The following is a 25,595-nucleotide window of genomic DNA, read 5'->3' on the forward strand; positions in this document are numbered from 1 at the left end:
CAATGGATAACTTTCGTTTCGAGGAGCAGAAGGTCACTTCGCTCCGCCATAAAATTACCGACGACATTCGCAAAGCGATTTTCAACGGTCAATTAAAGCCCGGAATTCGTCTGCGGGAAATTGAGATGTCCAAGCAGATGGGCGTCAGCAGAGGACCTATTCGCGAGGCGCTAAGAATGCTGGAGCAGGAAGGCTTATTGGTTTCTCAGCCGTACAAGGAAACGATCGTCGCCGAAATTACGCGGGAGGAAGTTGTCGAAGTGCTGCTTCCGATCAGAAATACGTTGGAGCAATTTGCGATTCGCAAAGCTCTGCCGAACATGTCGGGCGCGCACTATGCCAGGCTGGAAGAAATTACGGCCGATATGTACGAAGCGGCGACGAAGCGCGACATCTACAAACTAGCGGATTGCGATTTGGCGTTTCATGAGTACTTGGTTGGCTTATCCGACATGGTGAACATCATCAGCACGTGGAAATCGATTTATAATCGCATCCGGCTCCACTTTCTGACGCAGGCTCTGACCTATGACAATTTGACCGATGTGTGCGACGAGCATGAGGAACTGCTGAGAGTATTAAGGCAAGGCGATATCGGGGAAATCTCCGAAGCTTTGACCGAACACATTCACAGTGTAAAATGGAACGAATAAGGCTGAGCTACAATAGGCCGGCAGCAAGTACGGTTCTCTCATACGAGCCACTATCGGCTAACGACAATCGGCTTTGCGGGCGCATTATGCACCTGCAAAGCCGATTGTTCCTAGCGGGCCTAAAGCTCGCTATTTGGTTACCTTCACAATGATTTTCTCACTCGAAGCTGCGCCTGCGGCATTCCCTAACTCTCCGCGATACTCGTAAGTGCCGACCGCTCTGCCGCTGATCGGTACGACAGCCGACTGCGCCTGCGGCGTTTGTGCCGTCAGCGCCATCTCTGCAATCAACGTTTCATTTTCGTACAACCGATAAGTCGTACCGTTCGTGCCCCACCACATATTCATCTGAATATCGTAGCTGCCATCCCCGTCCCAGTTGTTGTTGGACAACTCCGGCTTGGCTGGAAGGCTATGCGACACGGTCACCGTCCACTCGTCGCTGACTGTCGTGCCGAACTCGTTGATCAGCTCCGCGTAATACACGTAAGTTCCGTTCGCTCTGCCCGCAATCGCAGTCTGCGCAGTTTGGGCTTGCGGAGCCCGGTCCGCCAGCATCTGCGTATCGATCAGCGTACCGTTCTCGTATAGCTTGTAAATCCGCCCGTTGTTGCCCCACCATACATTCATCGCAATATCGTAGTCCCCGTCCATCAGGCCGTTATTTTGCCCATTGTTATCGGACAGCGACGGCTTGCCGGGAACGCCGGTGCTGGCCGATGCAATGTTGCCGACGGTCGCTGTTGCTGTGCCCGTATTCCCCGCCGCATCGACAAATTCGAAGACGAAGCTTCCGTTAAACACAAACTCGTAGCTATCCGCTCCGTTATTGTTCGTAACGGTAACCGCTTCGCTTGGCGTAACCGTCGCCGTTACGACTCCAGCGGTCGGGTCGGTCGTGCTGTAGGCGACCGCAGCCGTCGGCGCAGTACGGTCGACCGACACGGAAGCGGTCTGTATTTCTTCCCTATTACCGGCCCCATCGGCGCTCCGGTATTCCAGCGTATGGACGCCGTCGGACGAAATCGCGAACGGCACGCTGTAAGTCGTCCACTCTCCGCCGTTCAGCCGATACTCCGTGAAGACGCCGCTTCCCCCGGCAGCGCTCAGATTAACCGTCACCTCGGAGACATACCAGCCGTTGACTCCGTCCGGCTGCTCGGGTTGAAGCGCCAGCGCCGTTTCCGGAGGCTGACCGCCGCCCTCATTGAACAGATTGTCCAGAATATAATCGGCTCGCTCATCCTCCGCATCGCGGTTCAGCTCGAACCAGCTGTCGACATAATCGTACAACTCGTCGATTTCGGCTGTGCCTAGGCTGTCCAAATTCGGAATCTCACTGCCGTTAGCCTGCCCTTGCGCGATAAGCGGTTGCAAACGCGTATTATAGAAATTCACGTCGTCGGCGTCTCCGCCCTGCCACTCTGCCTGCAGGTCGGCTACCGTGTCGTTGAATGCCTGCCACGCTTGACGGATTACATTTTTCTGAATCGCTGTACGAACAGCCGGCGTCGGTTCTTCAATATCGAGCGTATTAAACCGGCCGGCCTGATGCACCTTGCCGCCCCAAGTCGGGGAATGCGACGGCGACCAGCGGATCATCGCGAACTCCCAGTCCTCGCCGTTAAGCGGCACGTATTTGTATGCGGCTTTCCAAGGAATGAACAGCACGCTGCCCCATCCCGTAGGAAGCTGCTCGTTGGTCAACACGGCATTGCCCTTCAGAGGCAAATTGTCGCGGTATTCCGTCTGCCATTCGTAATAATTTACGGCGCTGCCGTTCGTCTCGAAAATCATCTGATGATAGGGCAGATCGCCCAACCCGTACTTGATGAACAGCTCGATGGAGCTGTTTTTCAGGATGCCGTTCGTATCCAGCTCCTGCTCGTTCGATTGGAAAAAAATATAGAGGCCGTCTTCCCGATATGCCGCATACAGCCCGGTGTCGCGCGGCCCTCCCGGGGCGATCGGCGTCTCCACCCAGTACTGTACGAAGCGGTTTTCCTTGAAATCCGGATTGTCGAAGAAATCGCTGTTATACCAAGCCGTCGGCGTGGATAAGTCTTCCGTCGTATAGACAACCTCGTAACTGACTTTGCCGGGGCTCGCTTCCGCGTATGCATGCGGGAGAGACGAAGCAGCAAGGAGCATCGCCGCCAGCAGCAGCGCATATCGTTTCGCTTTTCTCAACATGGGCATCTCCTCCTAGTTCCCATTTTCCAGCGCAAGCAGCTTCATGATGCGGTCGATCATGCCGAGACGAAGCAGATCCGAACTCGTTGTCCGCTCATTTGTCGTCTCCAGCCAGCTCAGCGCTTTGTTGGCCGCGTCAATGCGCGTCGAACTGCCCGAGCTGAGCGCATCTTCAGCCAACTGCTTCAGCTTCGTCGCGTAGCGAATATCGTCGATGCCCTCGCGGAAGCCTTCCCATGCCAAAGTATCGATTACGTCCGTCTGCGTCGGATACACGAAACCGAACGAACGATACGTCGCATCCACATAATCCGACCAGGCGCTGACGTATGGGCTTTCGAAATACCAGATGTAGTTGTAGACCGCGTCGTAATTGGCCTTGTACAGCCACATGCCGTGGCGCTGACGCATCAAGTCGGGATTTTCCGGTCCGGAGTGCGGGTGGGCGTAGTTCGTAATGATCTTGTTCTCTCCCATCCCATGCCATCCCGCGGACTTTTCGCGCGTCGGGTCGCCGACCCAGTTCAGGAAATCTTCTTTGATTTCCAGATTGAAATGATCGTCATGTCCGGTGGCGAATATTTTGGCGCCGACATCCTCCTTGACGAATCTCCACATCTCCTGCTGCCAGAGCAGTCGGTCCCAGCCCGCCTCGTCCCATGCGTCGAAATAAACGTTCGTATGCCCAAGCGCCTGAGTAACGATGTCGAAGGCTTGCTGAACGTAGGCTTTAGGCGCGACCAGCGTTTGCTCGTAGGCGGCGTAGCGCTGCTCCATAAGCGCTTGATTTTGCGGCGTCGGATTCGCCTCGTATGCCGCTTTAGCCTGCAAGTACTTCGTCCAGATTGGAAAGTCTTCATTCGACGGGAACAAGGGACCAACGCCGAACAGAGGATTCAGATCCATGCCGGCTTCCTCCATCAGCTCCAGTTGTCGCAAATACGGCTGCGGATTGTTGATGTCGACCGCCGCGTTCGTCGGTAGATTAATCACATTATGCTCGACCAGATTGCGATACTGGTTGCGAAGCTTCGTCTCCGCCATCTGTACGTTTCCGCTGAAGCCCGCCAGCGTATCCTTCATGCGGGCGCTGTGATAGATCATCGTGTAAAAATCTTTGTCGAGGTCGTAATACGTTTTCGGAGACGGCAGTTCGAATGGGAGGACGCGGATTTTCAGCGTGAGCTGTCCCGCGGGAACGCCGTCCGCCACAATGTCGATCGTGCCCGTATAGATGCCTCCAGGCGTTTCCTTCGGCACGTTGGTCGTCAGCCACATTTGCTTCGATTCGCCCTGCTTCAGCTCGATCGGCAGCAGCGTCGGGCTATCTTCGAATGGGGCGGTGAAGGAGGAGAACGCGGCCGGAGGGCTTCCCGACACGTCTACGTATTGCGTTCCCGAAGGATAATCGACGCGCACGGAATTGCGTTTCGTCACGTGGTTGACAGAGACCAGCTTCTCGTCATGCAGCAGCAGCTCTGGGGTTAGCACGTCCTTCGTATCGTCGAAAAAGTAACTTTGCCAAGCCGTCCCGCCTTGATACCACGTCTTCACGACGCGCAAGTCTATCGCGCTAGCCGGAATCGATTCTCCGTCTCCCTGCAAAGCGCTGGCCGTAAAGGTGACCGAAGCAGCGTCGGCAAGCGCAGCGAGGACGAACGAGGAAGCTTCGTAATCCCCCTGCGCCGATACGACCCGGATCTGATCGCTGACCGCACCGTCGGTCGGAATCGTATTCGGCAGCCGCTTCTCGGGACTGAGCGCCGGAACGGTGTACAGAATAAACGGCGTATCCGTCCATAATCCGGCGGCTTGGTTCGCATCTTTAGCCAATTGCAGCGCGTATTCCATAGTTTCTTTGATTGCCAGCCCTGCATCTTGCGACAGCGAAGGGGAAGCGATCGCGGTCTCTGCGTCGCTCTTCACTTGCTGCAGATAAGCAAGCAGCTGAGGGCGGCTCGTGGCGCCGATCGCCGTATCCAGCCTGGCCTTCAGCCCGTTTAATTGCGACAGCGTCCAAGCGCCTGAGGTCGAAGCCCCCGTCCCCGAATTGGCGAACGCGGTCGACGCCATCGCCAGCAACAAGCAAACGGCGAGCATAGCAGACCTATAACGTTTATGCATAATCGTATTCACTCCCGTCAAATTGATGATCTTCCAAGACCCATCCTTCATGCGGGCTGCACCATGATGTAAACGCATACACGATTTAAAATCGTTCGCGAGCTCCCTCCTTCCCGGATGTCGACGCCATGCCTGCTTTTCTAGTAAATTTTGTTTTATTCTTTCACATTATAGCATGTGTTTCATATATATAAAACAATATTTTTCATATTTATGAAATACTTTTTATATAAAAAATTAAATGAGTTAAACAGCACCCTCGGTCATCGCAATCTTAAAAACCAATCGCTCTATCGACAAGTTGCCGGGAGTGCGGTAATATAATCTTATGTTTCATATTGGTGAACCAATTTCAAGAAAGGTGTTATCTGCATGGGACAACAAACGCCAAAAGTCAAATCAGCGGATCGGGTGCTGGATATATTGGAGCTGTTTACCGGGGAGAAGGATTCGTACAATCTGACGGAGATTTCCAAAGGACTGAACATGCCGCCGAGCAGCACCTACTTGATCCTTCAGAACATGCTGCACAGAGGTTACCTGGAGACGGACCGCTCTGGAAAACAGTTCCGCATCGGCTATAAACTGTTTACGATCCGTTCGAGCTATATGCGCAGCTCCAGCTTAACCGGCGAATTTAATTTGATCGCGGAGAAAATTATTGACGACTTGAACGAAACGGTGAGCCTGGCGATTAAAGTGGGACACAACCTGCTCTATATCGGGGAAAAGGTAAGCACGCAGGCGCTCCGATTCAATCCGAACGTCGGAACGACTTTGCCGCTGCATGCCACGGCCTCCGGCAAAATCATGCTGGCCGACCTGTCGATGGACGAGTTGCGCGCCCTCTACCCGCAAGATGAGCTTGAGAAGGTGACCGACAAGACGATCTCCACGTTCCCCGACCTGATCAAGGAATTGGACAAGGTCCGCACCCAAGGCTTCGGCTATAATATGGGCGAGACTGTGGACGGGGTTCACTGCGTGGGCGGGCCGATCTATGACGCCGACGGGCGCACGGTCGCGTCGGTCAGCATTTCGATTCCGGTCGTCCGCATAACCGGCGAAGTATGGGGCAAAGTGCACGACTGGATTAAGCGGTCTTGCGAGGAGCTCAGCGTGAAAGTGTACGGACATCAAAACTGATTTTCGCCAGCAGGCCAACACGGACGCCTTGTTCCGGTTGGCCTGTTTCGTTCTCGGTCGCCTCTTAAGCTTCGCGATACGCCCGCGGCGTCACTCCGATCTCTCGGGTGAACACCCGGCTGAAATACAGCGGATCGTGAAAACCCACCTCCAACGCGACGACCGCTACCGGCTTGTTGCTCCCTCTTAACATCTGCATCGCTTTATCCAATCTGACCTTGGTTATATACTGCACGGGAGAACAGCCGACATACCTTTTGAACAGCACCGAGAAGTAACTGCTGGACAGCGACACCTTGCGAGCCAGCGACCCGCGCTCCAGCGATTCCTGATAGTGGTTATTGATATAGTTCACGCAATCCATAATCGACCGTTCGGCCGAATCGTCCTTCTGTCGTTCATGCAGTTGGTCGCTGATTCGCAGCAGCAGGTTGAAAAAGAGCAATTTGGCCTGTCCGGAGTACCCGTTTTTCTTCTCGGACCATACGCGGTAGAGCAGCAGCATTTCGGAGCGAAGCCCTCGATGATCCGCCAGCGGCTCGACCGGGCCGAACGGCAGCCATTTCTCCGGCGGCTCCTCGCAGCGCGTAAGCTCCCCCTGCCATTTAATCAGTTTGAAGTCGTATTCGATCATAAAGTAGCGAAGCGGGATTTCAGGAGCATTGCGGATGACGAGCCTGCGTCTTGCGGGAATCTGGGCGACGCTGCCCTCCGATAATGGATGTTTCTCCCCATCCAATTCCATGCTGCCCTGACCCTCGTACACGTAAAATAAACTGAGCCTCCCGGTCGACTTTCTATAGAACTGCGTTCCTTGTGTCTCCCAATGCTCCAATTTGCCCTGCACGACGTTCAGAATATGCGGATAAAAACGGTCAAAAAAATCGTACACGGAATCCAACTCCTCCGTTTCACGAATATAAAATATTTTTTTAACTTTTTATCCATTACAATCCACCAATATTCCATATACCCGCCCTGCATTTTTCTGCAAAATTGAGGAGAAAGATCTTTTTTAGACATTCTGATTCAGAAATTTAGGGAGGTTACAGGAATGATTCTCAAGTCGCGATTTTTCTCCGCTTTGCTTGCCAGCATGATGCTTCTGACAGTGGTCCTATCCGCCTGCAGCAAAAATGAGGCGGCCCAGCCTTCAAGTCCGCCGCCGTCTGAAAGCGCTTCTCCTTCGGCTTCGCCGTCGCCCAGCCCGTCGGAATCCCCCTCTCCTTCTCCGGAGCCCGAGCCGGTGGAGCTTAGCGTGTTCGGTTCCATCCCGGAGGATGCTTTTGCGACGCAGATCAATCAGTGGGTAACGGCAAAATATCCGGACTACAAGCTGAACTACCTCTGCTCCTGCATTTTGAACATGCCCGATCTGAAAGCCCAAAAGGATATTACGCCTGACATCCTGTACGGCGCGGCCGAAGGAGATCTGCGCGTGCTGCTCGGCGGCAATCTTCAGACCGATTTGACCGGGCTCGTCGATTCCGGCATCGTCGACCTGAACCGCTTCGATCCGGCCTCGATCGCCACCGCCAAGAACTTCTCCGGAGGCAAGCTGTACGGCCTGCCGGAAAGCTCGAATCCGATCGCGCTGTTCTACAACAAGGATGTATTCGACAAGTTTAACGCTCCGTATCCGACGGATGGCATGACCTGGGATCAGCTCTACGACTTGGCCAAACAGGTGACCGGCAAGAAGGACGGCGTCAACTATCGCGGCATCAGCATGTTCTACCGTTTTGCGCTGCTCGGCAACGAGCTCTCCCTGCCGATCATCGATGCGGAGACCGGCAAAGCGGCCGTGAACAACGACGGCTGGAAGCGTATTTTCGAGAATCTGTCCCGCTTTTACAAAATCCCGGGCAACCTGGAAGGCTATGAGCGCGACTCCGGGCTGGAGCTGAACAAGTTTTACGAGCAAAAAAACATCGCCATGGTGCTGTCCCTCTCATCCAGCTACAAACGGCCTGGCTTCGAGGCGCTTAACTGGGACATGGTCGCCGCTCCGACGTTCGCGGACAACAACGGCGTAGGCTTCCAATCTCTGCCGACCATGATCTACATCACGGATACGGCCGCGAACAAGGAAGCCGCGCTGCAAGCGGTGAACGAGTTGCTCTCCGACGAAGCTCAGCTCGCCGCCGCCAAGGAAGGAAGACCTACTCATCTGCTGAACGAGCAGGTTCGCCAGGCATTCGGCGCCGACGTTCCGCTGCTGCAAGGGAAAAACGCCAAGGCCATCTACTACAACAAATTCGCGCCTTCGCCGGCCGTGCATCCTACGCTGACCTTAAACGCACCGTCGATTCTCGCCTTCGAATTCGAGAAGGTGATCCTCGGGGAACTAAGCGTCGAAGAAGCGCTCGTCTCAGCGGAATCCGAACTGAACAAGGCAGTAGAAATGGAACTGGCTAACAAACAATAACAGTGACTCTGGCTTGAGCGCATTCCGAAATCGTCTTATTACGTTTTCTGCACAATGGAGAAGTCATGTTGTCATTTTGAAACTGACTTCTCCATTGAGTCGGCTCAGGCCGTTCGAATTAGACCGTCTCGCGGACCTATTGGCTTGGCATCGACTCAGTTGGTTCCGTTTCATCAGGCCACTTAGTCCATCAACCGCACATATAAAACAACTTTCGCAGCTGGGACTGTCTCATAAGCGAAATAGGCTGCTGTGAGAGCTAATCGATGATAAAGGTAACAGGTGCAAATACCTCCCTCCGATACGATACGCCCCCAAATTCTGAATTGAAAAAACCGTTATAGGGTAGTTTTAGGAGCGTATGAGGCAGACTCCGGGCTATAATTGGCCCACAACGTTACCAACTGATTGGAGATTGAAATTTTATGGCGGATCTATTTGCACACATGAGTTTACGCAGGAAAGTTAGTTGGAAAATCGTACAACGAAGCTTGAATGAGACTTTAAATACAAACATTTGTTCGAAAAATCGTACAAAGCGGCTCTGCTCAGACTCAAACGGCGAACGTTTGTAGGAAAAATCGTATAAATAGCCAAAATCAAGGATTAAATGTCACTAAAGCATCTTCGACGATTATACGGATAACCTCTGGGAAGACCAAATCTGACACGCCTCATCCCTTCTATTCTCCCAACCTTCACTATCTCCATCACCATTACCATTACCATTACCATTACCATTACCATTACCATTACCATTACCATTACCATTACCATTACCATTATCATTATCATTACCTTACCATCAACTTTACCATCACCTCCTCCATCTTCCCCTTCCTCTCCATCTACATCTACATCTCCACCTCTACCTCCATCTCCACCTCTACCTGCATCCCACGTTCTGCCATCCTTAAACTCCTCAATAGTCCTACCACCTACCAACAACCACCTATCAACTTCCAACTACCTCCCCACTTACCTTCCTACCTACCAATCCACTAACCGCCATCCGCCTACCGCCATTCGCCTACCGCCATTCGCCTACTCCACCAGCCCGGTACGCTCGATCCCCTCGGTGAACCAACGCTGTGCGATTAGATAGACGATAAGCGGTGGGAAGATAATCAGGAATGCGCCCGCCATTCGCGGTCCCTCCGAGATCGGGTCCTGGCCGACGCCGGCGCTGAAGTCGATTGCCCGGTTGCCAATCAGCTCCATCTGCATCGAGCTGAGCCGAAGGGATAGCGGCGTAAAGTCCTTGCTCAGAAACAGCGCCGCCTCGTAGCTCATATTCCAATACCAGACAAACGAGAACAGAAATACGACCAGACAAGCGCCCGCAGCCAGCGGCATCATAATACGGAAGAACAGTCGGAACGCCGAAGCTCCGTCGATTTTGGCCGCCTCCTCCAGCGCCTTCGGCTGCGACAGAAAAAACTGCCGGAAAATAATAATGAACAGCGCCCCTCGCAAACCCTGCCCGAACAGAGCGGGCACGAGAAACACGAACGGAGTGTTGATCCATCCGAGCTCGCTGTAAATCATATAAAGCGGTACGATCGTCAACTGCGGCGGAATGAGAAAGGCAACAAGAATCAGGAAAAACATCAGATTTTTCCCCGGAAACTTCAGCCTCGCCAGCGCATACCCGGTAAGCGCGCACGTGAACACCTGGAATACGGAGCCGAACAACGCAATCGTCATCGTATCGAAGAAGCCTTCCGGATACTTGAGCCCCCGCCACGCCTCCGCGTAATTGTGCCAGTTCAATTCCCGAGGAATCAGCCCGACGACGGGATCGATCATGTCAGCTACCGTCTTAAGGCTGGTCGAGACCATATACAAAATCGGTTTCACATACAGGAAGGCAATCACCGTCAGCAGCGCGAAAATAGCCAGCTTGGCAATCAGCCCATCCTTCACGTTCTGTCCCAGAACAACCGTTTTCAGCTTCTGCGTTTTGCGGTGCGCCAGCGTCTCGGCGATGTCGAGCTTCACTTGCTTGTACGCCTTCTCCAGCTTCATCTGAGCTCTCCCCTTCCCTTGGTCGCGCGATAGGTCAGCCACAGCGTGAGGCCCAGCAGCAGCAAAATGATGGCAAAGTATAGCCAAGCCATCGCGCTGGCGTAGCCATAGCCCGTCGTCGGCGAGAACATATTGCTGCGGACGATTTCCAGCACCGGATTAAACGGGAACGTAAACAAATCCACGATCGTATACACCGCATTTAATCCGATAAAAGGCAGCATGCCGGGAAAAGTAATTTTCCAGAAGCTTTCCCAGGGCGAAGCCCCGTCCACCCTGACGGCCTCGTACACCGTCTTCGGAATCGTCTGGAAGCCGGCAATAAATATTAATATTTGCACGCCGGAATACCAGAGAATGATGACCGCCTTGCCGAGAATGCCGAGCAGCATCGACGCTGTGGTCTCGCTGAAATATTGCCGCAGAATAACGTCCAAATTGTACTGCTCCATGAACGGCAGTTCGCCCGCTCCTTGTACGAACAGCTCCATAATGACCTGGCCCGTGGCGAAAATAACCGGCAGGAAGAAAAGCGCCCGCATCCAACCTCTTCCCGGAAACTTCTCGTTCAGCAGCAGCGACACGACAAACGAGAAGATGAGAATGAGCGGGATAATAAGCAGCACTTCCTGCAAATAGGTCAGCAAAATAATCGGGTAGGCGTTGTTCTCGATCAGCATTCGGCGAAAATTGTCCAGTCCGACCCACGTATATTTGAAGCCTTCGCTTGTGATAAACACCTGATTAAAGCTGTTCCACAGCGACCAGCCGATCGGGAACGCCACGAAGGCGACGAACCCGATCATCCACGGCAGCATGAACAAATAGCCGAGCCCGTACTCCTTCCAGCGAAACTGCAGAAGCTGCCTGCGCCGCGAGGATTTTCCGTTCATTCCCGTCTCCCTCCCTCAACGCTGAATTGCTTCGTGCGATAGTCGACGGTCACTCGTGTGCCGTCCTCATAGACGGTAGCGTAAACGCCGTCCGCAATCTTCTGGTGATCCGCGATTCGCTGGTGGAGCACTCCGGCCAGACGATCGAAGTTTTTGTAATCCTCCGCCACGCGATCCTTCCAAATCTCGTACTGTGTGCTGTATAGATTTTGATAGTCCGTTCCCTTCAGCACCCGGCTTTCCGCATAGGTCAGCGTAAAGGCCGGAACCGCGCCGTATTCGATCGCTTTCAGCATCTCGTCCTCGTAGACGTCGCGCAGATTGCCCGCCGCCGCCGAATATTGGACCGAGCCGTGAACGGCGATCGGATAGACCGGCACCGTCTCGTCGATCAGAAAGTCGCTGCTGGACGAATGCGGCAGCTCCTCGATATAATCGGCGTGCTTCAGCGCGTACTGCTCGCCGCGATTAACTCCCGCCGCCCCCAGCTGTTCGCGAACATAATCCAGCAAAGCCAAGTAGTAGTGAACAGTATCCCCTCGGGTCAAGGGGGCGTTCGCGCGGTAGTCGCTGAACGATAGGCTTCCCGGGCCGTCGACGTAATGAATGCCGTCGACCCCGATCTCCTTCAGCGCATCGACGACCCGCTTCTGCTGACGCACCGCCTTCACCGGGTTTACAATAAATCCGTCTCCCCTGCCCGACAGAACCGTGGAATCGATGCCGCGAATTCCGTCGGTCTTTTTATAGAAGGAACTATAAGCCTCCTCCTTCCATGCCAAGTAATCGTCGAACAGCACCTTAATTCCAAGCTCGTGCATCCGGCTCACGAACCGCTGCGCCCCCTTGTCGCCCCCAAGCGCGGAGACGATCGGGAATCGCTCGTCCGTGTACGTGTGCCCGCTGTTCTGCCAGCCGCGATAAATAACGTTCATGCTCCCGACCCCGGCTTCCCGCAATCCTTCGACGATTTCCTCAGCCTGTTTGAACGTCGTCGCCGTCTCGAAGCCGCTCGTGCCGAATTGCGGCTTATTGCCACCGCCGACAAGCGACAGCATCAGCGGAACGTGCCCGGTCGCCGTCAGACGTTCGCCAAGCTGCCCGCTGCCCTCCAAATAATCGCGGTACGCATGCGCCATTCCGACGTAATCGGCCTCCTCTCCGGACAGCAGCCGATATTCCACCCGCAGATCATCCACCGTGCGCTCCTTGCGGACCGACTTGACCGTTTCCTTCGTAATTCCGCTTACCTTGCGTCCGTACTCCTCGCGATAACTGAAGCTGACGCCAACCGAATGGTACCGCGTGCTGTTGCTCGGCGTCGCTCCTTTGATTTTGGCTGTGTAGGCCCCCTCCTTCACAATCGCGGCGAATGCATGCTCTCCTCGCTTCAAGCCATAGAGCGGGTATGCGATCTGTTCCCTCCGCACCGTTCTGCTCTCGCTGTAGTCCAGATGCGCCGGATCGTCTCCGTAAATCGGAAACTCGTAGCCGCTGGCGACAGACGGCCTTGCCCGATCGTAATAGATCAGTCCGCCGGGGCCGTCCGGCACGAACAGATAGCCTTCTTCCTCTTCTCCTGTCGGAACCGCACCGAAGTAAGGCAGCAGTTGAAGCGAATACAACCCGTAATCGCCCGATTCCTTTATCCCGTCCGACGGAACGGCAGCCTCCAGACCGTGCTCGGTCAACGTGAATTGGACGACAAAACTCATCCGTTCCTTCTCGAACGTATACGTCGCCTGAACGCCTTCGCCGCCGATTGGCGTATAGTCAATCGTCACGCCTTTCGTCAGCGTGCTGAGCATCGTTCTTCTCGTCTGTCCGGCGGCAACGATCTCGGCGACAAACGGCGATTGCAGATTTTCCAGCAGCGCCCCTTTGACCTTCTCCTGTGCAAGCTGCTCCGGCGACGGATTGCTCCGCCACTTGTATCCGCCCGCCTTGTCGACGATAACGAGCTGACTCGTCTTCGGCTCCAGCCGCAACGAGTATCGCGCATTGTCCGCGACAAGAGCAAAACCCTCGTCATCGCGCCGCCCCGCCTGCCATGCCGCCCCTTCTACAACAGACGCAAGCTGCCGAACCGGCTCGCCGATACCCATCGCCCGCAAAGACGGCAGCTTATCGCGCCCGCCGAAGACAATCCCCGCCGCCGTCGCAACAACAAGCACAACCGCGCCGATGAGCAGCAGCCGATACTTGCCGCTGGCCGGCCATAATTTTTTAAGCACGGAAGGTCACCTCCCGATAAATCTGCTCGATAAAATCGTAGAAATTATAAACTAGCCCGGACACAATCATCGCGAACACCCAAATAATCCCGATCGTGAACAGCGTCACGGACGCGTTCTTGAACGCTTCGGTGAAATCGAAGTTATGGATGACCTGCGTCATGACGAAGAACAGCACGATGATCCACACCCACATTGCCTGGCGGATCAAATCGATAACGATCCACTCCTCCAGCACGACGAAGTTGGTCAATATTGTCGTTGGTATCGTAATGACAAGGTACGGAACGATAGCGAAGGCGCTTCCCTGAAGCACCTCCCGGAACCGGCCTTCGCCGCCCTTAACCGTACTGACCAGATAGTTGGCAATCACCCAGGTTATCCATGGCACGATCATAAATGCCAGAGACAGCGGGAGGTTGTATTCGCCCAGGTCGAAGGGATAAGCGATAAAGCCCGAAGCGAACACGGACCAGACATGAACGGCGACCGCCAGCGCAAGCAAAAAAACGATGACCGCGTAAGAAATATGGCGATCCTTCAGCCGGTAAAAGCCGTTGTAGGGATGAATCATCAAATAAAGCGCGTCCCTTAGTTCGCCTGCATACTTTCGCACCAGCGGCGGCCATGTGCGCTTGCGAGCGAACAACGCCAAGCGGCGCGCTACGAACGACAGTCCCCAGCTTCCGGCGATCAGTACGACAACCGCGAGCAGGAAGTTGTCTTTCAGCCACTCGTATCGGATGTACCAGTAAGCATCGGAATAGCCTTTCGGGTCGTTCGACTGCTTGAAGTAATCGAGCGCCGCGGCGTAATCCCCGTCGTGCAGGGCGATTTTGCCCAAGCCGTTGTAAGCGATGTTCAGCATGCCGTTCTGTCGGAGCACTTCCTCCCAATACGAACGACTCTGCTCGTAATCGCCCTCGAAATACAAATGCGATGCCGTCATATACGTATCGCCGAAGCTGGTTCTCTTGAACACCTGAATCAGGTTGGCCGCATTGTCCGCGACCCACAGCTCGTTGTTGCCGTTGATTGCAATGCTGCTGCCGTAATCGGCGATGCCGAGCTGGCGCGCGCTCTTCTGCTTCGAGCCGAAATAGAACACCGCCTCGCCCGTAGGATCGTAGACCGAGACGCTGATATCGCCGCTGCGGCTAAGCCCGTACAGGAAGCCGTTACTGTCGATCGCCGTATCGATCAGATCGGGCTCGTCGAACGGCTTGTTGCGAAACGCGTCGAAGCCCCCGGCGTTCAGCTTCTTGATCTGGCCGTCGCTGGCCGTCCCGGAGCTCGTCGTCACCAGAAATCCGTCGTCCGCCAGCGTCGCATTCAGAATCGGATTCGGCTGCTTTGCGATCTCCTGGGCGAGCTGCTTCTCGTTCAGCAGCGCCCTTTTCACGCGATCCAACCAGCTCAGCTTCGCCTTGTTCGCTCCGAAAAAGCCGGTAAACTCTCCGTCCGGACTCATTCGGAGCAGACCGAGGAACGTGTCCTTAACGACGATATACATGACGCCGCGCCAATCGGCAACGAGCTTGGTCGGATAGAAATGATAATCCGCCGCAAGCGCCGTCGCCTCCGGCTTCTTGAACTCGCGCGCGAAGCTCCCGTCCGGCGCGTAGAGCACGATCGACTGACCGCCCGTATTGGCGGCGTAGATCGTCCCGCCCGGCGCGACGAACACGCCCTCCGGCTGGGTCAGCTTGCCGGGCCCTTCCTCCTGCCCGATACTGCGCATGTATTCGCCCTTCTCGTTCAATTCCACGATGCGGTCGTTGCCCGTATCGGCAATATACACATGATCGTTCTCCGCGATAAAAATATCGCTTGGCGAAGAGAACCCCCTCTCCACACCGTTCCCGTCGACGATCCGATCCGGCACGTAGACCGGCTGCGTTCGAATCATGCCGGCGTTAAGATCGCTGTACCACGTAGAATAAGGAAGCTGAGCCGAGGCCGGCCGGGGAACCGCCGCCCCCGCCAATCCAAGCAGCAACAGCGCTGCCGCAGCCTTAACGCCCCAGATCATCCGCTTGCGTCCGAGCATCCGTGTCCCCCCTCTCTGTCCTCTTGTTCATTTCACGCCCGAATGCAGCATCGTTTGAATCATTTTTCGTTGGAAGAGCAAGAAGATGATCAGGTTCGGCACGAACATGAGCAGCCCGATTGCGGCGGCGACGCTGACCTGCGCCGTTCCGGGAATGTTCTGCGTCATCGCTTCCGCATAATAGGAAAGCGTCTTCATCGTTTCCTTGGTCATATACAAGGAGGAAGCTTCTACATCCATGTACACCAGTTGGAACGTGATAATCCCTGCGGTGGCGACGGCAGGCGACGTCAACGGAATGATAATCTTGATAAAAATGTACATATCCGGCGCGCCGTCCAGCTTGGCCGCTTCGATCAGCGAATTGGGAATTTGGTCGATAAACTGCTTCATCAGAAACACCGCCACCGGCGATGCCAGAAACGGAAGCACATGAGCCAAGTACGTATCCTTGAGCCCGAGTCCGCTGACGATCAAATAGCGCGGAATCGACACCGTCTCCGGGGTAAACATGAGCGCGATCATCACCGCCCCCATAATGAACGCTTTGAAGTGAAATCGATGCTTGGATAACACGTAACCGGCCATCGTGCTGACGACAATGACCGCCAAAGTTGTCGCCGTCGCTATAACGACGCTGTTAAACAAGTAGCGACTGAACGGTACGACGCCTGCGGCGCTGTGCAGAAACAGCTGCTCGAAATTGTACATTGTCGGTTGCTGCACAAAAATTCTCGGCGGAAACACGAACATCTCGTTCAGAGGCTTAAAGGCGTTGTTGACGAGAAAAATGATCGGCAGCAGCATAAAAATTCCGATCGCCGCCAGAAATGCGATCAGCAGCAGACGCGACGGAGAGAACCGTCTGCGGAGGGACAGCAGCATCTATTCATCCTCCTTCGTGCCGAACAGCTTGTAGCTCAGCCTCATAATGCCGTAGCTCATCAGGAGCAGCACGACCGACAGCGCCGAAGCGTAGCCCCACTCGTATCTGAGAAAGGCGTAATCGTAAATATGATTGTTGATCACATGGCCGGCGTATTGCGGCGTAATCGCCATCCCGGAGAGCCCGCTGGAGATGCTTCCCGCCTTGATTGCGCCGACAATCGCCATCACTGCGCTGAACAGCATCTGCGGCTTCATGCTCGGAATCGTAATGTAATACACTTCCTGCAACTTACTTTTAACTCCGTCGATTCGTCCCGCCTCGTACAGCTCGGTATTAACCGTCTGAAGTCCGCCCAGCATGGCCAGGAAGCCGACGCCCATATTCGTCCACAGCGTCACGATGATCATAAAAGTCATCAAATATTTCGGGTCCTGCAGCCAAAGCTGCGGAGATTCGATCAGTCCCAGACTTAGCAAAATGCTATTCAAATAGCCGACGCTGTCCCCGCTGAACGCCGCCGTCCACACCATCGTCAGCGCAACCGACGTCGCCATAATGGACGGCGCGTACACCGCTAGCGAGAAATAGTTGCGGATGCTTTGCGGGAGCTGATGAATGAGCCAGGCGAAGACAAAGGACAGAATGTACCCGCCCGGCCCTACGACGATGGAGAACTTCAGCGTATTGGGAATCGTATACTTCATAAATACGACGTCCTGCGTAAACATATAGATGAAGTTGCTGATCCCGATAAAACGCGGAAATTCAAAGCCGTTAAACGAGGTCAAGCTGAGCAGCATCGCCAACGCCACCGGAACGATGATGAACAGCGTAAAGCTGAGCAGGAACGGCGCCAGAAACAAGTACGACATTCGTTCCGCCCAAATTTCGCGCAGGAAAAGAACGATACGAGCCTTATAGCCGTTAGGCGCGGACGGGCGGCGGACGGCAGCTTCAATTCGGGTCACGGATTTCACGGCGCACTCCTCTCATAGGGTTTGTCATAGGGCGGAACGATTAAGCCGCCTCCGGACGCAATGCCCAGTTCTTCCTGCTTGCGCATCATTTCCCGAGCCAGCGACCTCTCCGACTGTTCAAGCGCCTCCCGCGCCGGCATTTGACCGACGACCGTATTGTTCCAGGCGAACTCGATCTCTCTCGCCAAATAATAGTAGCCCGGCACGTAAGGCATGTTCTTGACCCATCTGTCCTGCTCGTTCAGTGCGGCCAGATCCTCCTCCGGCCACGGAATCGTCTGCATTGCCTCCAGGTTTGCCGTGTTCCAGCGATAGGCTATGCCTGCGAACGATTCGATATCGTTGCTGAATCGGCTCTGCACGTCGGCAGACGTCCACCATTCGATAAATTTCCAGGCCTCTTCCTTCCGCTCGCTCTTCTTCAGCATCATCAGCGACGAAGGCTCCTGTATACGCGCCAGCGATTCGTTATGCGACCATCTGGCTACCGTCCCGTCCGGCTGCTTGATCCCGGGGAGCGGCACCATTTTCCACTTGCCTTCGATTTCGGGCGCTCCGATGACCAGTTGCACATACATATCAAAATCGGCCACGCCGATCGGAATGTCGCCGTTGCGGAAGTGATGAATAAAGACGGGAATATCCTTCGGAAGATTGTATTTGCGATACCAGTCGGTCCAGCGCTTAAAGGCGGCTATTCCTTCCTCGGAGGTCAGAGCGGGCTGCATGCCGTTCGTCTCGTAAAATTCGGCTCCCTGCTGGTAGAACGGGATATGAAAATTCCGCTTCGGCAAATTAAACGTCAGTCCGTTCTCCTGAAGCGTCGGGAGCAGGCGTTCAACTTCGTCCCACGTATCCGGCGGCTGCAAGCCTAAATCCTCAAAAATGTCCGAGCGATAAAACATCATATAGTAGTTTTGCGTTTCGGGCAGACCGTAAATGTTCCCCGTATATTGGTAGGATCGCATCAAGCCAGGATTAAAACGCCCGAACACCTCCTCGAAGCCGGGGTAACCGCTCAAGCTCTCGGCCGCGCCGCGCATCGCGAAGTCGACCGGAGTTTCCAGCGGAACGCCCAACGCCACGTCCGGCTGATCGCCGGCCACGTTGCCGAGCAGCAGCACGTTCGTATTCGGCATCAGGTTGATGTTCACTTGAATGCCGGTTTGCGGCGTGAAATCCTGCTGCACCATCAGCTCCAGCAGATCGACGTAATCCTTGCCCCGCTGTACCCATACGGTCAACGCATCCTCATCGTCCGTATCGTTCGTATCGTATTGTTGGAAAAACGAACGGAAAAAGTCGGTCGCGGCATAGCGCGCCTTGCTCCAAGAGTCGGGAGACTTCAAACCGGGATCGGCGTCGGGCGTGCGGACGACCAGGTAGTCCAGCTCCAGCGCCTGCGATTCAATCGTCTGAATCCACGTATTGAGACTCGTGCGCACCGTTCCGAATTCCGCTACGCGGTTCGGAATATCATTAAAATGATCGAGCAGCCGCTGCAGCCTGTCGGCGTTCACGCGCAGCGCCGTTACCGCGTCGGTATTCGCTTGGTTTAGCCCGTTCAAGTAATCGCAGACGGCCAGCAGCCTTTCGATCAGCTCGCGAAGCTCCGACTCCAGCTGCGGGTCGTACTTGCGCAAATCCCATGTGCGAGCCGTATCCACGTTCTGGTCGCTGCCGTAGCCATAGTTGCCGGTAATCGCGCGAACGCTCCGTTCCATCACCAGCAGCCGATCTCCGATGTCGAGCAGCGATTCGGCGGCCGGACGAACGGCCGAAGCGTCGACCGCCATCTCGATCAGATGCTTGCCCTCGGTCAAATAAAACTGATAAGGTCGCCCCTCTTCGTCCGCGATGGCGACGATTTCGAACCCTTTGTTAGGCACGAACCGATAGCTTTGCATTTCCCTGAACGGAGTCTCGCCGTCGATCAGCACCGTCCGATAGGCGCTCGACTTGCCGTTATAGCCTTGATAATATTTCACATCGATCGCATAGTAGCCTGCTCGAGGCACCGACACCTCCCATCCGATCCGGTCTCCGGGCTTGGTCCAGCTCGTTCCGCCGATGGCGTTGTAGACGATTTTCCCTCGCGGATCGGGAGAGATATAAGGCTCGGACCTGCTCTGCAGTTGAATGGCCACGGAAGATTTGAACGCGTAGCGTTCCGCTTCGACGATGCTGTGCCAAGGCTCTCCGCCGCTCGCAGCGACAGCATGCTCCTGCGCGTATTCCGCATACGACGGCGTCCGGAGCGGCGCGGCGAGCCGAATCGAATGAAGCGACAGCGCTCCTTGCCCCGCATCCAGACGCAGCGTATGCTCTCCGGCAGTCAGCGCCCAGCGGAGCGGTTCGGAGCTGACCGCGTAATTCGTCGCCCGTTCGGTACGCCATTCCGTCAATTCGACCTGTACGGGACGAATCTCGTTGCCGATCGCATTGCGCTCGTATGGATACAAGCTGTCTTTCCATAACCGGTCAAAGCTCACGCGCTCGGCTTCGGCGAACGGATACGTACCGTCGATTCGAATGCCGCGCACCGGAGGCGCGAAGCCCCCTTTCAACGGGGCGTAGACCAGTTCAAGCTCGTAGATTCCGTCGCGAGGCGCTTCGATACGCCATTCGACCCATCCGCGCGAACTGTTCCAATCGAGCACCTCCGCCCCTTGCGCCGGATCGCGGCGGCGTTCGAGCTGCGTCTCCGGGGCCGCCGCCGCATAGTCGACCGCCATGATGGGCGCTTCATCGCCCTCGGCGGTTTTCGACGCCGCATACCGTTCGCTCCGCATCCATTGCGTGTAGGAGAGAGCCGCATCCAATCCGTCTGCGCCATCCGTACCGCCGATGCCGGATAGCACTCGCTCCGCATCAAAGGCGGGATATGCCTGCTGCTCGTCGGAGCCGGATCTCCACAGCAGCGCAATCGCGGCGCCAAGCAGAACAATGCCTCCTGCGAAGGCGAGCGTCCGCATTTTTTTCCCGCTCACGGCCGATCTCCTTCCCGCGAAGCCAGCGACAAACCGCTGTCGCGATCGAAGAAATGGGCCTTATCCATGCGAACGACAAACGTCGCCGAGTCTCCCGGCACGATCGGTGTATGCGCTTCCGCGCGCGCGGTCAAGCTCTCCTCGCCCATGCGCGCATACAGATACGTATTCGAGCCGAGCGGCTCCCTCATATAAACGGAAGCGTTGACGCTCCACTCCGGATAGCGCTCGACGGCCTCCGGTTCACTGAGTACGTACTCCGGACGAATGCCGAGCGCGACCGAACGCAGATTGCCTTCCGCAGAGCGAATACGAGGAAAGTAAAATTCCGGGATGCTCAGCTCCAGACGTTTGCTGCGGAAGTAATAGGCGTCGTCGATTGCTACGATCGATCCGGGGATGAAGTTCATCTGCGGCGTGCCGATAAATCCGGCCACGAACAGATTGCGCGGCTCGTCGTACAATTGCTGCGGCGGGGCGACCTGCTGAATCCGGCCGTCCTTCATGACGACGATCCGCGTACCCATCGTCATCGCTTCCGTCTGATCGTGCGTGACGTATACCATCGTCGTCTGCAGCTCCTTGTGCAGACGGCTGATCTCCATCCGCGTCTGCGTGCGCAGCTTCGCGTCCAGATTGGATAACGGCTCATCCATCAGGAACACCTGAGGCTCGCGGACAAGCGCGCGCCCGAGAGCGACGCGCTGCTTCTGACCGCCGGACAGCTGGCTGGGCTTCTTCGTCAGGAAGTGGGCGATTTCCAGCATCTTCGCCGTCCGGTTCACGCGCAGCTCGATCTCGCTCTTAGCTACCTTATGAAGCTGAAGGCCCAGCGCCATATTTTCGAAGACGGTCAGATTCGGATACAGCGCATAGTTTTGGAACACCATGGCGATGTCGCGATTTTTCGGCGAGACGAAATTCATCAGTCTTCCGTCTATGTAGATATCGCCTTCGGACACCTCCTCCAGACCCGCGAGCATGCGCAAGGTCGTCGATTTGCCGCAGCCGGACGGGCCGACCATGACCAGGAACTCCCCGTCCGCGACGTCCAGATGAAAATCGTTGACCGCCGGATCCGGCTCCCCTTTGTAATATTTGTACACGTGATCGAACGTTACGTTCCCCATTTCATCTTACCCCCGCGAGCAAAATATGTTGAAAACGTTTCAAGTACGTGAAATAATGATAACAAATAAAAATCGGATCGTAAACAGATATGCCCATCATTTTATTTCGTATGTGAATTATATTCCTTGACATGAAAATGTTCCATGTTACAATCTAAGCATGATAACCCTTTCAAGGATCAGGCCGCCGCACGGCTCTGTGCGCAAACAAGAGCTTCATTATTATCCTATTCAGGGAGTGTCCGCCGATGAAATTGAGGAAAAGGTTAGTCCGAAGTTATCGCATGGCCAGCTTGATCGCGGTAATCGCATTGCTGCCGCTGCTTGCCGCATGTTCGGGCGGAGGCTCGGAGGGAACGCCCTCATCGTCCGCCTCCAGTCCGCCGCCAAGCGCGTCGGAGCCGTCAAGCGAGACGCCTGCAGCGGAACGAGACCCCGTTACTTTAACCGTGCTGGCTTGGTTTATCGGACCGAACCAAGCTCTATTCGACAAGTTCCATGAAATGTATCCGTGGATCACGATCGAAGCGAATACGAATATCGATAAAGCGGTCGTCAACAACGTTATCGCCGGAGAGAAGGCGGATCTCGTCTTCCTCGACGCAGGTTTGTCGCAATGGCTGTCGGGCGATCTGCTGGAGGAGCTGTCTCCCTATATCGAGAAGGATCCTCGGATTCAAGGGACCGTTATGCCGAACGGCTTCCTGGAGGCGTTCCGAACCGGCGGCAAGCAATGGGTGCTTCCTTATTCCGACATTCCGATGTGGGTTGTCGTCAACAAGGAGATGCTTCATAAATACGGCTTAGAGATGCCCGGCAACGACTGGACCTACGACGATTTTCTCGAGCTGGCCAAGCAAGCGACGGACTCCGCCGCCAACGATTGGGGCGTTAGCGGAATGGTCGACGAATTTACGAATATGCTGGCCATGGCAAACGGCAGCGCGCCGAACTACCGTTATATGAATGAGGACAGAAGCTTAAGCCTTGCGAATACGCCGGCCGTACTGGAGGACTTGAAGTGGTCCCAGGAGTTAACGACGAAGTGGCACGTGCGACCAAGCGATCTCGAACGAGAAAAGCTCGGCATGCAGGGAGATCCCGTCGAAGTGTTCCTGCAGGGCAACTCGCTGTTTACGCTCGGAGCCGATTGGAACCTGGAGACGCTCAAGAAGGCCGACTTCGAATGGGATGTGCTGCCGATGCCCGTTGGCAAAGCCAAGCAAGCAACCATTCACCAGACCGGGCTGATCGCCATTCCGAAAGCGTCCAAATATAAGGAAGAAGCTTTCCTGTATCTCAGCTTCCTCTTCAGCAAAGAAGCGCAAAAGGTCATGATCGAGAACGGAAGCGGCGCTTGGGTGCAGGATCAGGAGCTCCACGACTACTATGCTCAGGTTCCTGTATGGCAGGGCAAAAATATCGACGCCGTTCGCCGCAGCTCCGAAATTTGCTGTTATTCGCCCGACCCGAGCATCGCGGACCTCGTGACGTTGGTCGACACCGTCAATGGACCGATCGCCGGCATGATTACGAAGGGCGGAGATTTCAGCAGCAGAATTCCCGCCGTGGAAGCCTATAATCTGAAAGCGGCGGAAACCAGAAAAGCGCTTGGCTGGTAAAATATCGGGGGAGGAACGGCTCTGTTGAATATGAATTTGAAGTATGGGATGGACGAAGCTCCCTTCTCTCCCTCTACGCCGACGGATTCGCTTTTGTTCGTGTCCGGGCAGGGAGCGATCGATCCGCTAACCGGGAAAATCGCCGCGGACGGGCTGGAAAGCCAGACGTCGATGACCATTCGGAACATCGAAGACATATTGGCGCAATCCGGACTGACGCTTCACGACGTCGTGAAAGTAAATATTTATTTGAAAAATAGGGCGGACTACGAAACCTTTAATCGCGTATACGCCCGTCTCTTCCCGCAGCCTTATCCGGCGCGCACGCTCGTCTATTGCGATCTCAATTTCGACCTGCTCGTCGAGATTGACGTCGTCGCCAGATTGCGCAGCAGCTCGGAATAACAGCTAAATAGCGGGGCTCTGATCTATAAGCAATTCAAGTAGCTATAAAGGATAATCGAAGTTAATGGTACAAGGGTATGTATCTCCTTCCGATGCTATACACTCCTGAAATTTGAATGAGCTCGTTACATGGTGATTTCAGGAGCGTATGAGGCAGTCTACAGAGTCTACAGAAGATACATACCCTTATTTTACATATCGATCATTTCCAGCCACTCTGCTTATCGGACAGTCCTCTCTTTTTTCCCGCAGGTTGTGCCATCTAGTTCGGAAACATGTGCAACTCTGCAATCTCCCGCTCATTAAGAGCCCGATTAAATACGGCCAAGCCGCCGAGCTGTCCGGCGAAGAAGTTGCCGACCTCGCCCGAACGATCCACGGCGCCCACGGTAAAGTCTGCACCTGCCGGGCCTCCATCGAATAGTCCGCCTTCGTACTTGAAAGGGTTAAACTGTTCTCGCTCGTCCAGTCTTCCGTTCAGATAGGAGCGGGCGTACTGCCCGTCATAGGTGAACGCGACATACTGCCACTGATCGAGCGGCACGGGCGTCCGACCGATGGAGGCGTCCATGCAGTACTGGTAGCCGGGCGTCGGCCCTCCGATCGACGAGACGTGGCCGCACACCTGATCCCCGCTGTTCCAAATCTCGAGGTTCAGGAACAGTCCGTATTGCCGCTTCTCTCTCGTCTCATCCCATATTCCGGCGATAAACTCGCAATGCCTCCGCACCGTTGCCCGGCGTTTCACCCATGCCGCTACCGTGACCTCGGATTGGTCGCCGCCGATATTCAAGCCGCGCACCTCTCGACGGGGAATCTTCAACCAGTCCCCTTCACGCAGGTTAGCGCTATACGGGCCGAATACGCCGTCCTCAGCCCGCTCAATCGGTCCGGCCATCTCTTGCAGCTCGTAGCGTTGCAGTCCCGAGCTTTGAGCCATCCTCTTCTCTCCGGGAGCCTCCTGGAAATCCCAGAAAGCGACGAATGCCGAATGTTTGCGGATTAGGGCTGAAATAGCGTCCGTCATAGCGGATTAAACGCCTCCCTTTCTCCTCTTTCCATAGCTTCATAGACGTTAACTAACCAAGAGGCCGCGCTGCGTACGATCGCCTCTACGTATCGCTCTCCCCGCTCCTTCGACGCCAGGACCGGAGCATCGGTGTAGCCGTCCGCGCCGGTCAACTCTCCATGCCGACCGATAAAAGCGCCCGGAGGGCCGGAATTAATCCAGGCCCGCTGCTCATGCTCTGTCGCCAGCCGACCGGAGTCGACCAGCTCTTCGCGCAGCGCCAGCACCGCCGAAGTCTCAAAGCCGCCCGCATGTCCCGGAACCATGCCGACCTCCTCGGCGTTTTCCTTGCGCAGCTCTTCCCTGGACAAGCTCCAATAGGAAGCGGAAGCCGTCCACACCGGATGCTTCACCGCAAGATCGCTGGCCGTCTGATGCATGATCGGCTCGTTGCCGCCGTGTCCGTTCAGGAACGCGATTTTACGAAACCCGTCCGCCACAAGACTTTCCCCGATATCCCGCAGCATGTGCAAATAGGTAGCGGAGGAGAACGATAGCGTTCCCCCGAACCTTAAATGATGATCCGAACAGCCGATCGTCAACAGCGGACAGAGCAGCACCGGAACCGTCCGCGACGCCCGCTCCGCGGCGCGAACCGCCACCGCTTCCGTAATCAGACTGTCCGTATAAACGGGAAGATGCGGGCCGTGCTGCTCCGTCGCGGCCAGCGCCACGACGACCAGACTGCCCGCTTCGGCTTTTCGTTTAAGCTGCTCGCGCGTATGCTCATGAAATAAATATGAGTTCATTGTTCAGCATCCTCC

19 protein-coding genes are annotated in these 25,595 nt (G+C 55.4%); 5 read left to right on the plus strand and 14 right to left on the minus strand.

Translation table 11 applies throughout. The features are described from left to right. Positions 1 to 2 precede the first annotated feature (2 nt). Positions 3 to 653 (plus strand): GntR family transcriptional regulator, encoded by a 651-nt coding sequence (locus J4772_RS05650; protein WP_209074485.1) that lies wholly within the window; start codon positions 3 to 5, stop codon positions 651 to 653. 129 nt (positions 654 to 782) lie between these two features. Here J4772_RS05650 and J4772_RS05655 read toward each other — a convergent pair whose 3' ends face one another. Next, on the minus strand, positions 783 to 2,846 hold the full coding sequence (locus tag J4772_RS05655; protein ID WP_209074486.1) for an OmpL47-type beta-barrel domain-containing protein: 2,064 nt from the start codon (positions 2,844 to 2,846) through the stop codon (positions 783 to 785). A 12-nt stretch (positions 2,847 to 2,858) separates the two neighbouring features. Next, positions 2,859 to 4,970, minus strand: a complete 2,112-nt coding sequence (locus tag J4772_RS05660) for a hypothetical protein (RefSeq protein ID WP_209074487.1) — start codon at positions 4,968 to 4,970, stop codon at positions 2,859 to 2,861. A 372-nt stretch (positions 4,971 to 5,342) separates the two neighbouring features. On the opposite strand from J4772_RS05660, the gene J4772_RS05665 reads away from it, so the two are divergent. Then, positions 5,343 to 6,116, plus strand: a complete 774-nt coding sequence (locus J4772_RS05665) for an IclR family transcriptional regulator (RefSeq protein ID WP_246016383.1) — start codon at positions 5,343 to 5,345, stop codon at positions 6,114 to 6,116. Between the two features lie 64 nt (positions 6,117 to 6,180). On the opposite strand, the gene J4772_RS05670 is transcribed toward J4772_RS05665, so the two are convergent. Beyond that, positions 6,181 to 7,008: a helix-turn-helix transcriptional regulator gene (locus J4772_RS05670; RefSeq protein ID WP_209074488.1), complete on the minus strand. Its 828-nt coding sequence runs from the start codon at positions 7,006 to 7,008 to the stop codon at positions 6,181 to 6,183. A 162-nt stretch (positions 7,009 to 7,170) separates the two neighbouring features. Here J4772_RS05670 and J4772_RS05675 point away from each other — a divergent pair, with 162 nt between their 5' ends. After that, positions 7,171 to 8,544 (plus strand): ABC transporter substrate-binding protein, encoded by a 1,374-nt coding sequence (locus J4772_RS05675; protein WP_209074489.1) that lies wholly within the window; start codon positions 7,171 to 7,173, stop codon positions 8,542 to 8,544. A gap of 606 nt (positions 8,545 to 9,150) precedes the next feature. Here the strand turns inward: J4772_RS05675 and J4772_RS05680 are convergent. From J4772_RS05680 to J4772_RS05720, 9 genes are all read right to left on the minus strand, one after another. After that, the gene (locus J4772_RS05680) at positions 9,151 to 9,510 is read right to left on the minus strand and encodes a hypothetical protein (RefSeq protein ID WP_209074490.1); all 360 of its coding nucleotides are present in this window, start codon (positions 9,508 to 9,510) and stop codon (positions 9,151 to 9,153) included. A gap of 78 nt (positions 9,511 to 9,588) precedes the next feature. Continuing rightward, on the minus strand, positions 9,589 to 10,572 hold the full coding sequence (locus J4772_RS05685) for a carbohydrate ABC transporter permease (RefSeq protein ID WP_209074491.1): 984 nt from the start codon (positions 10,570 to 10,572) through the stop codon (positions 9,589 to 9,591). Then, the gene (locus tag J4772_RS05690; protein ID WP_209074492.1) at positions 10,569 to 11,465 is read right to left on the minus strand and encodes a carbohydrate ABC transporter permease; all 897 of its coding nucleotides are present in this window, start codon (positions 11,463 to 11,465) and stop codon (positions 10,569 to 10,571) included. Before J4772_RS05690 ends, J4772_RS05685 begins: the two co-directional genes overlap by 4 nt. Next, positions 11,462 to 13,699, minus strand: coding sequence for a DUF5696 domain-containing protein (locus tag J4772_RS05695; RefSeq protein WP_209074493.1), 2,238 nt, complete (start codon positions 13,697 to 13,699; stop codon positions 11,462 to 11,464). The genes J4772_RS05690 and J4772_RS05695 overlap by 4 nt, the downstream gene beginning before the upstream one ends. Then, on the minus strand, positions 13,692 to 15,749 hold the full coding sequence (locus J4772_RS05700; RefSeq protein ID WP_209074494.1) for a tetratricopeptide repeat protein: 2,058 nt from the start codon (positions 15,747 to 15,749) through the stop codon (positions 13,692 to 13,694). The genes J4772_RS05695 and J4772_RS05700 overlap by 8 nt, the downstream gene beginning before the upstream one ends. Before the next feature lie 27 nt (positions 15,750 to 15,776). Continuing rightward, entirely contained in the window at positions 15,777 to 16,634 is an 858-nt protein-coding gene (locus tag J4772_RS05705; RefSeq protein WP_209074495.1) for a carbohydrate ABC transporter permease, read from the minus strand. Beyond that, entirely contained in the window at positions 16,635 to 17,606 is a 972-nt protein-coding gene (locus J4772_RS05710; RefSeq protein WP_371822887.1) for a carbohydrate ABC transporter permease, read from the minus strand. It lies immediately after the preceding gene. 5 nt (positions 17,607 to 17,611) lie between these two features. After that, on the minus strand, positions 17,612 to 20,605 hold the full coding sequence (locus J4772_RS05715) for an extracellular solute-binding protein (protein WP_209074496.1): 2,994 nt from the start codon (positions 20,603 to 20,605) through the stop codon (positions 17,612 to 17,614). Beyond that, positions 20,602 to 21,735, minus strand: a complete 1,134-nt coding sequence (locus J4772_RS05720; RefSeq protein WP_209074497.1) for an ABC transporter ATP-binding protein — start codon at positions 21,733 to 21,735, stop codon at positions 20,602 to 20,604. The genes J4772_RS05715 and J4772_RS05720 overlap by 4 nt, the downstream gene beginning before the upstream one ends. A 248-nt stretch (positions 21,736 to 21,983) precedes the next feature. Here J4772_RS05720 and J4772_RS05725 point away from each other — a divergent pair, with 248 nt between their 5' ends. Then, positions 21,984 to 23,357: an ABC transporter substrate-binding protein gene (locus J4772_RS05725; protein WP_209074498.1), complete on the plus strand. Its 1,374-nt coding sequence runs from the start codon at positions 21,984 to 21,986 to the stop codon at positions 23,355 to 23,357. Between the two features lie 30 nt (positions 23,358 to 23,387). Further along, positions 23,388 to 23,762, plus strand: a complete 375-nt coding sequence (locus J4772_RS05730) for a RidA family protein (protein ID WP_247741171.1) — start codon at positions 23,388 to 23,390, stop codon at positions 23,760 to 23,762. Between the two features lie 262 nt (positions 23,763 to 24,024). Here the strand turns inward: J4772_RS05730 and J4772_RS05735 are convergent, their stop codons facing one another. Both J4772_RS05735 and J4772_RS05740 read right to left on the minus strand, forming a co-directional pair. Further along, positions 24,025 to 24,789: a LamG domain-containing protein gene (locus tag J4772_RS05735; RefSeq protein WP_209074500.1), complete on the minus strand. Its 765-nt coding sequence runs from the start codon at positions 24,787 to 24,789 to the stop codon at positions 24,025 to 24,027. Next, positions 24,786 to 25,580 carry a creatininase family protein gene (locus J4772_RS05740; RefSeq protein ID WP_209074501.1) on the minus strand — a complete coding sequence of 265 codons (795 nt, stop codon included), beginning with the start codon at positions 25,578 to 25,580 and terminating at the stop codon, positions 24,786 to 24,788. Before J4772_RS05740 ends, J4772_RS05735 begins: the two co-directional genes overlap by 4 nt. Positions 25,581 to 25,595 lie beyond the last annotated feature (15 nt).

Origin of the sequence: Cohnella sp. LGH, from assembly GCF_017671885.1 — a bacterium.
In the GTDB taxonomy this organism is placed as follows: domain Bacteria; phylum Bacillota; class Bacilli; order Paenibacillales; family Paenibacillaceae; genus Cohnella; species Cohnella phaseoli.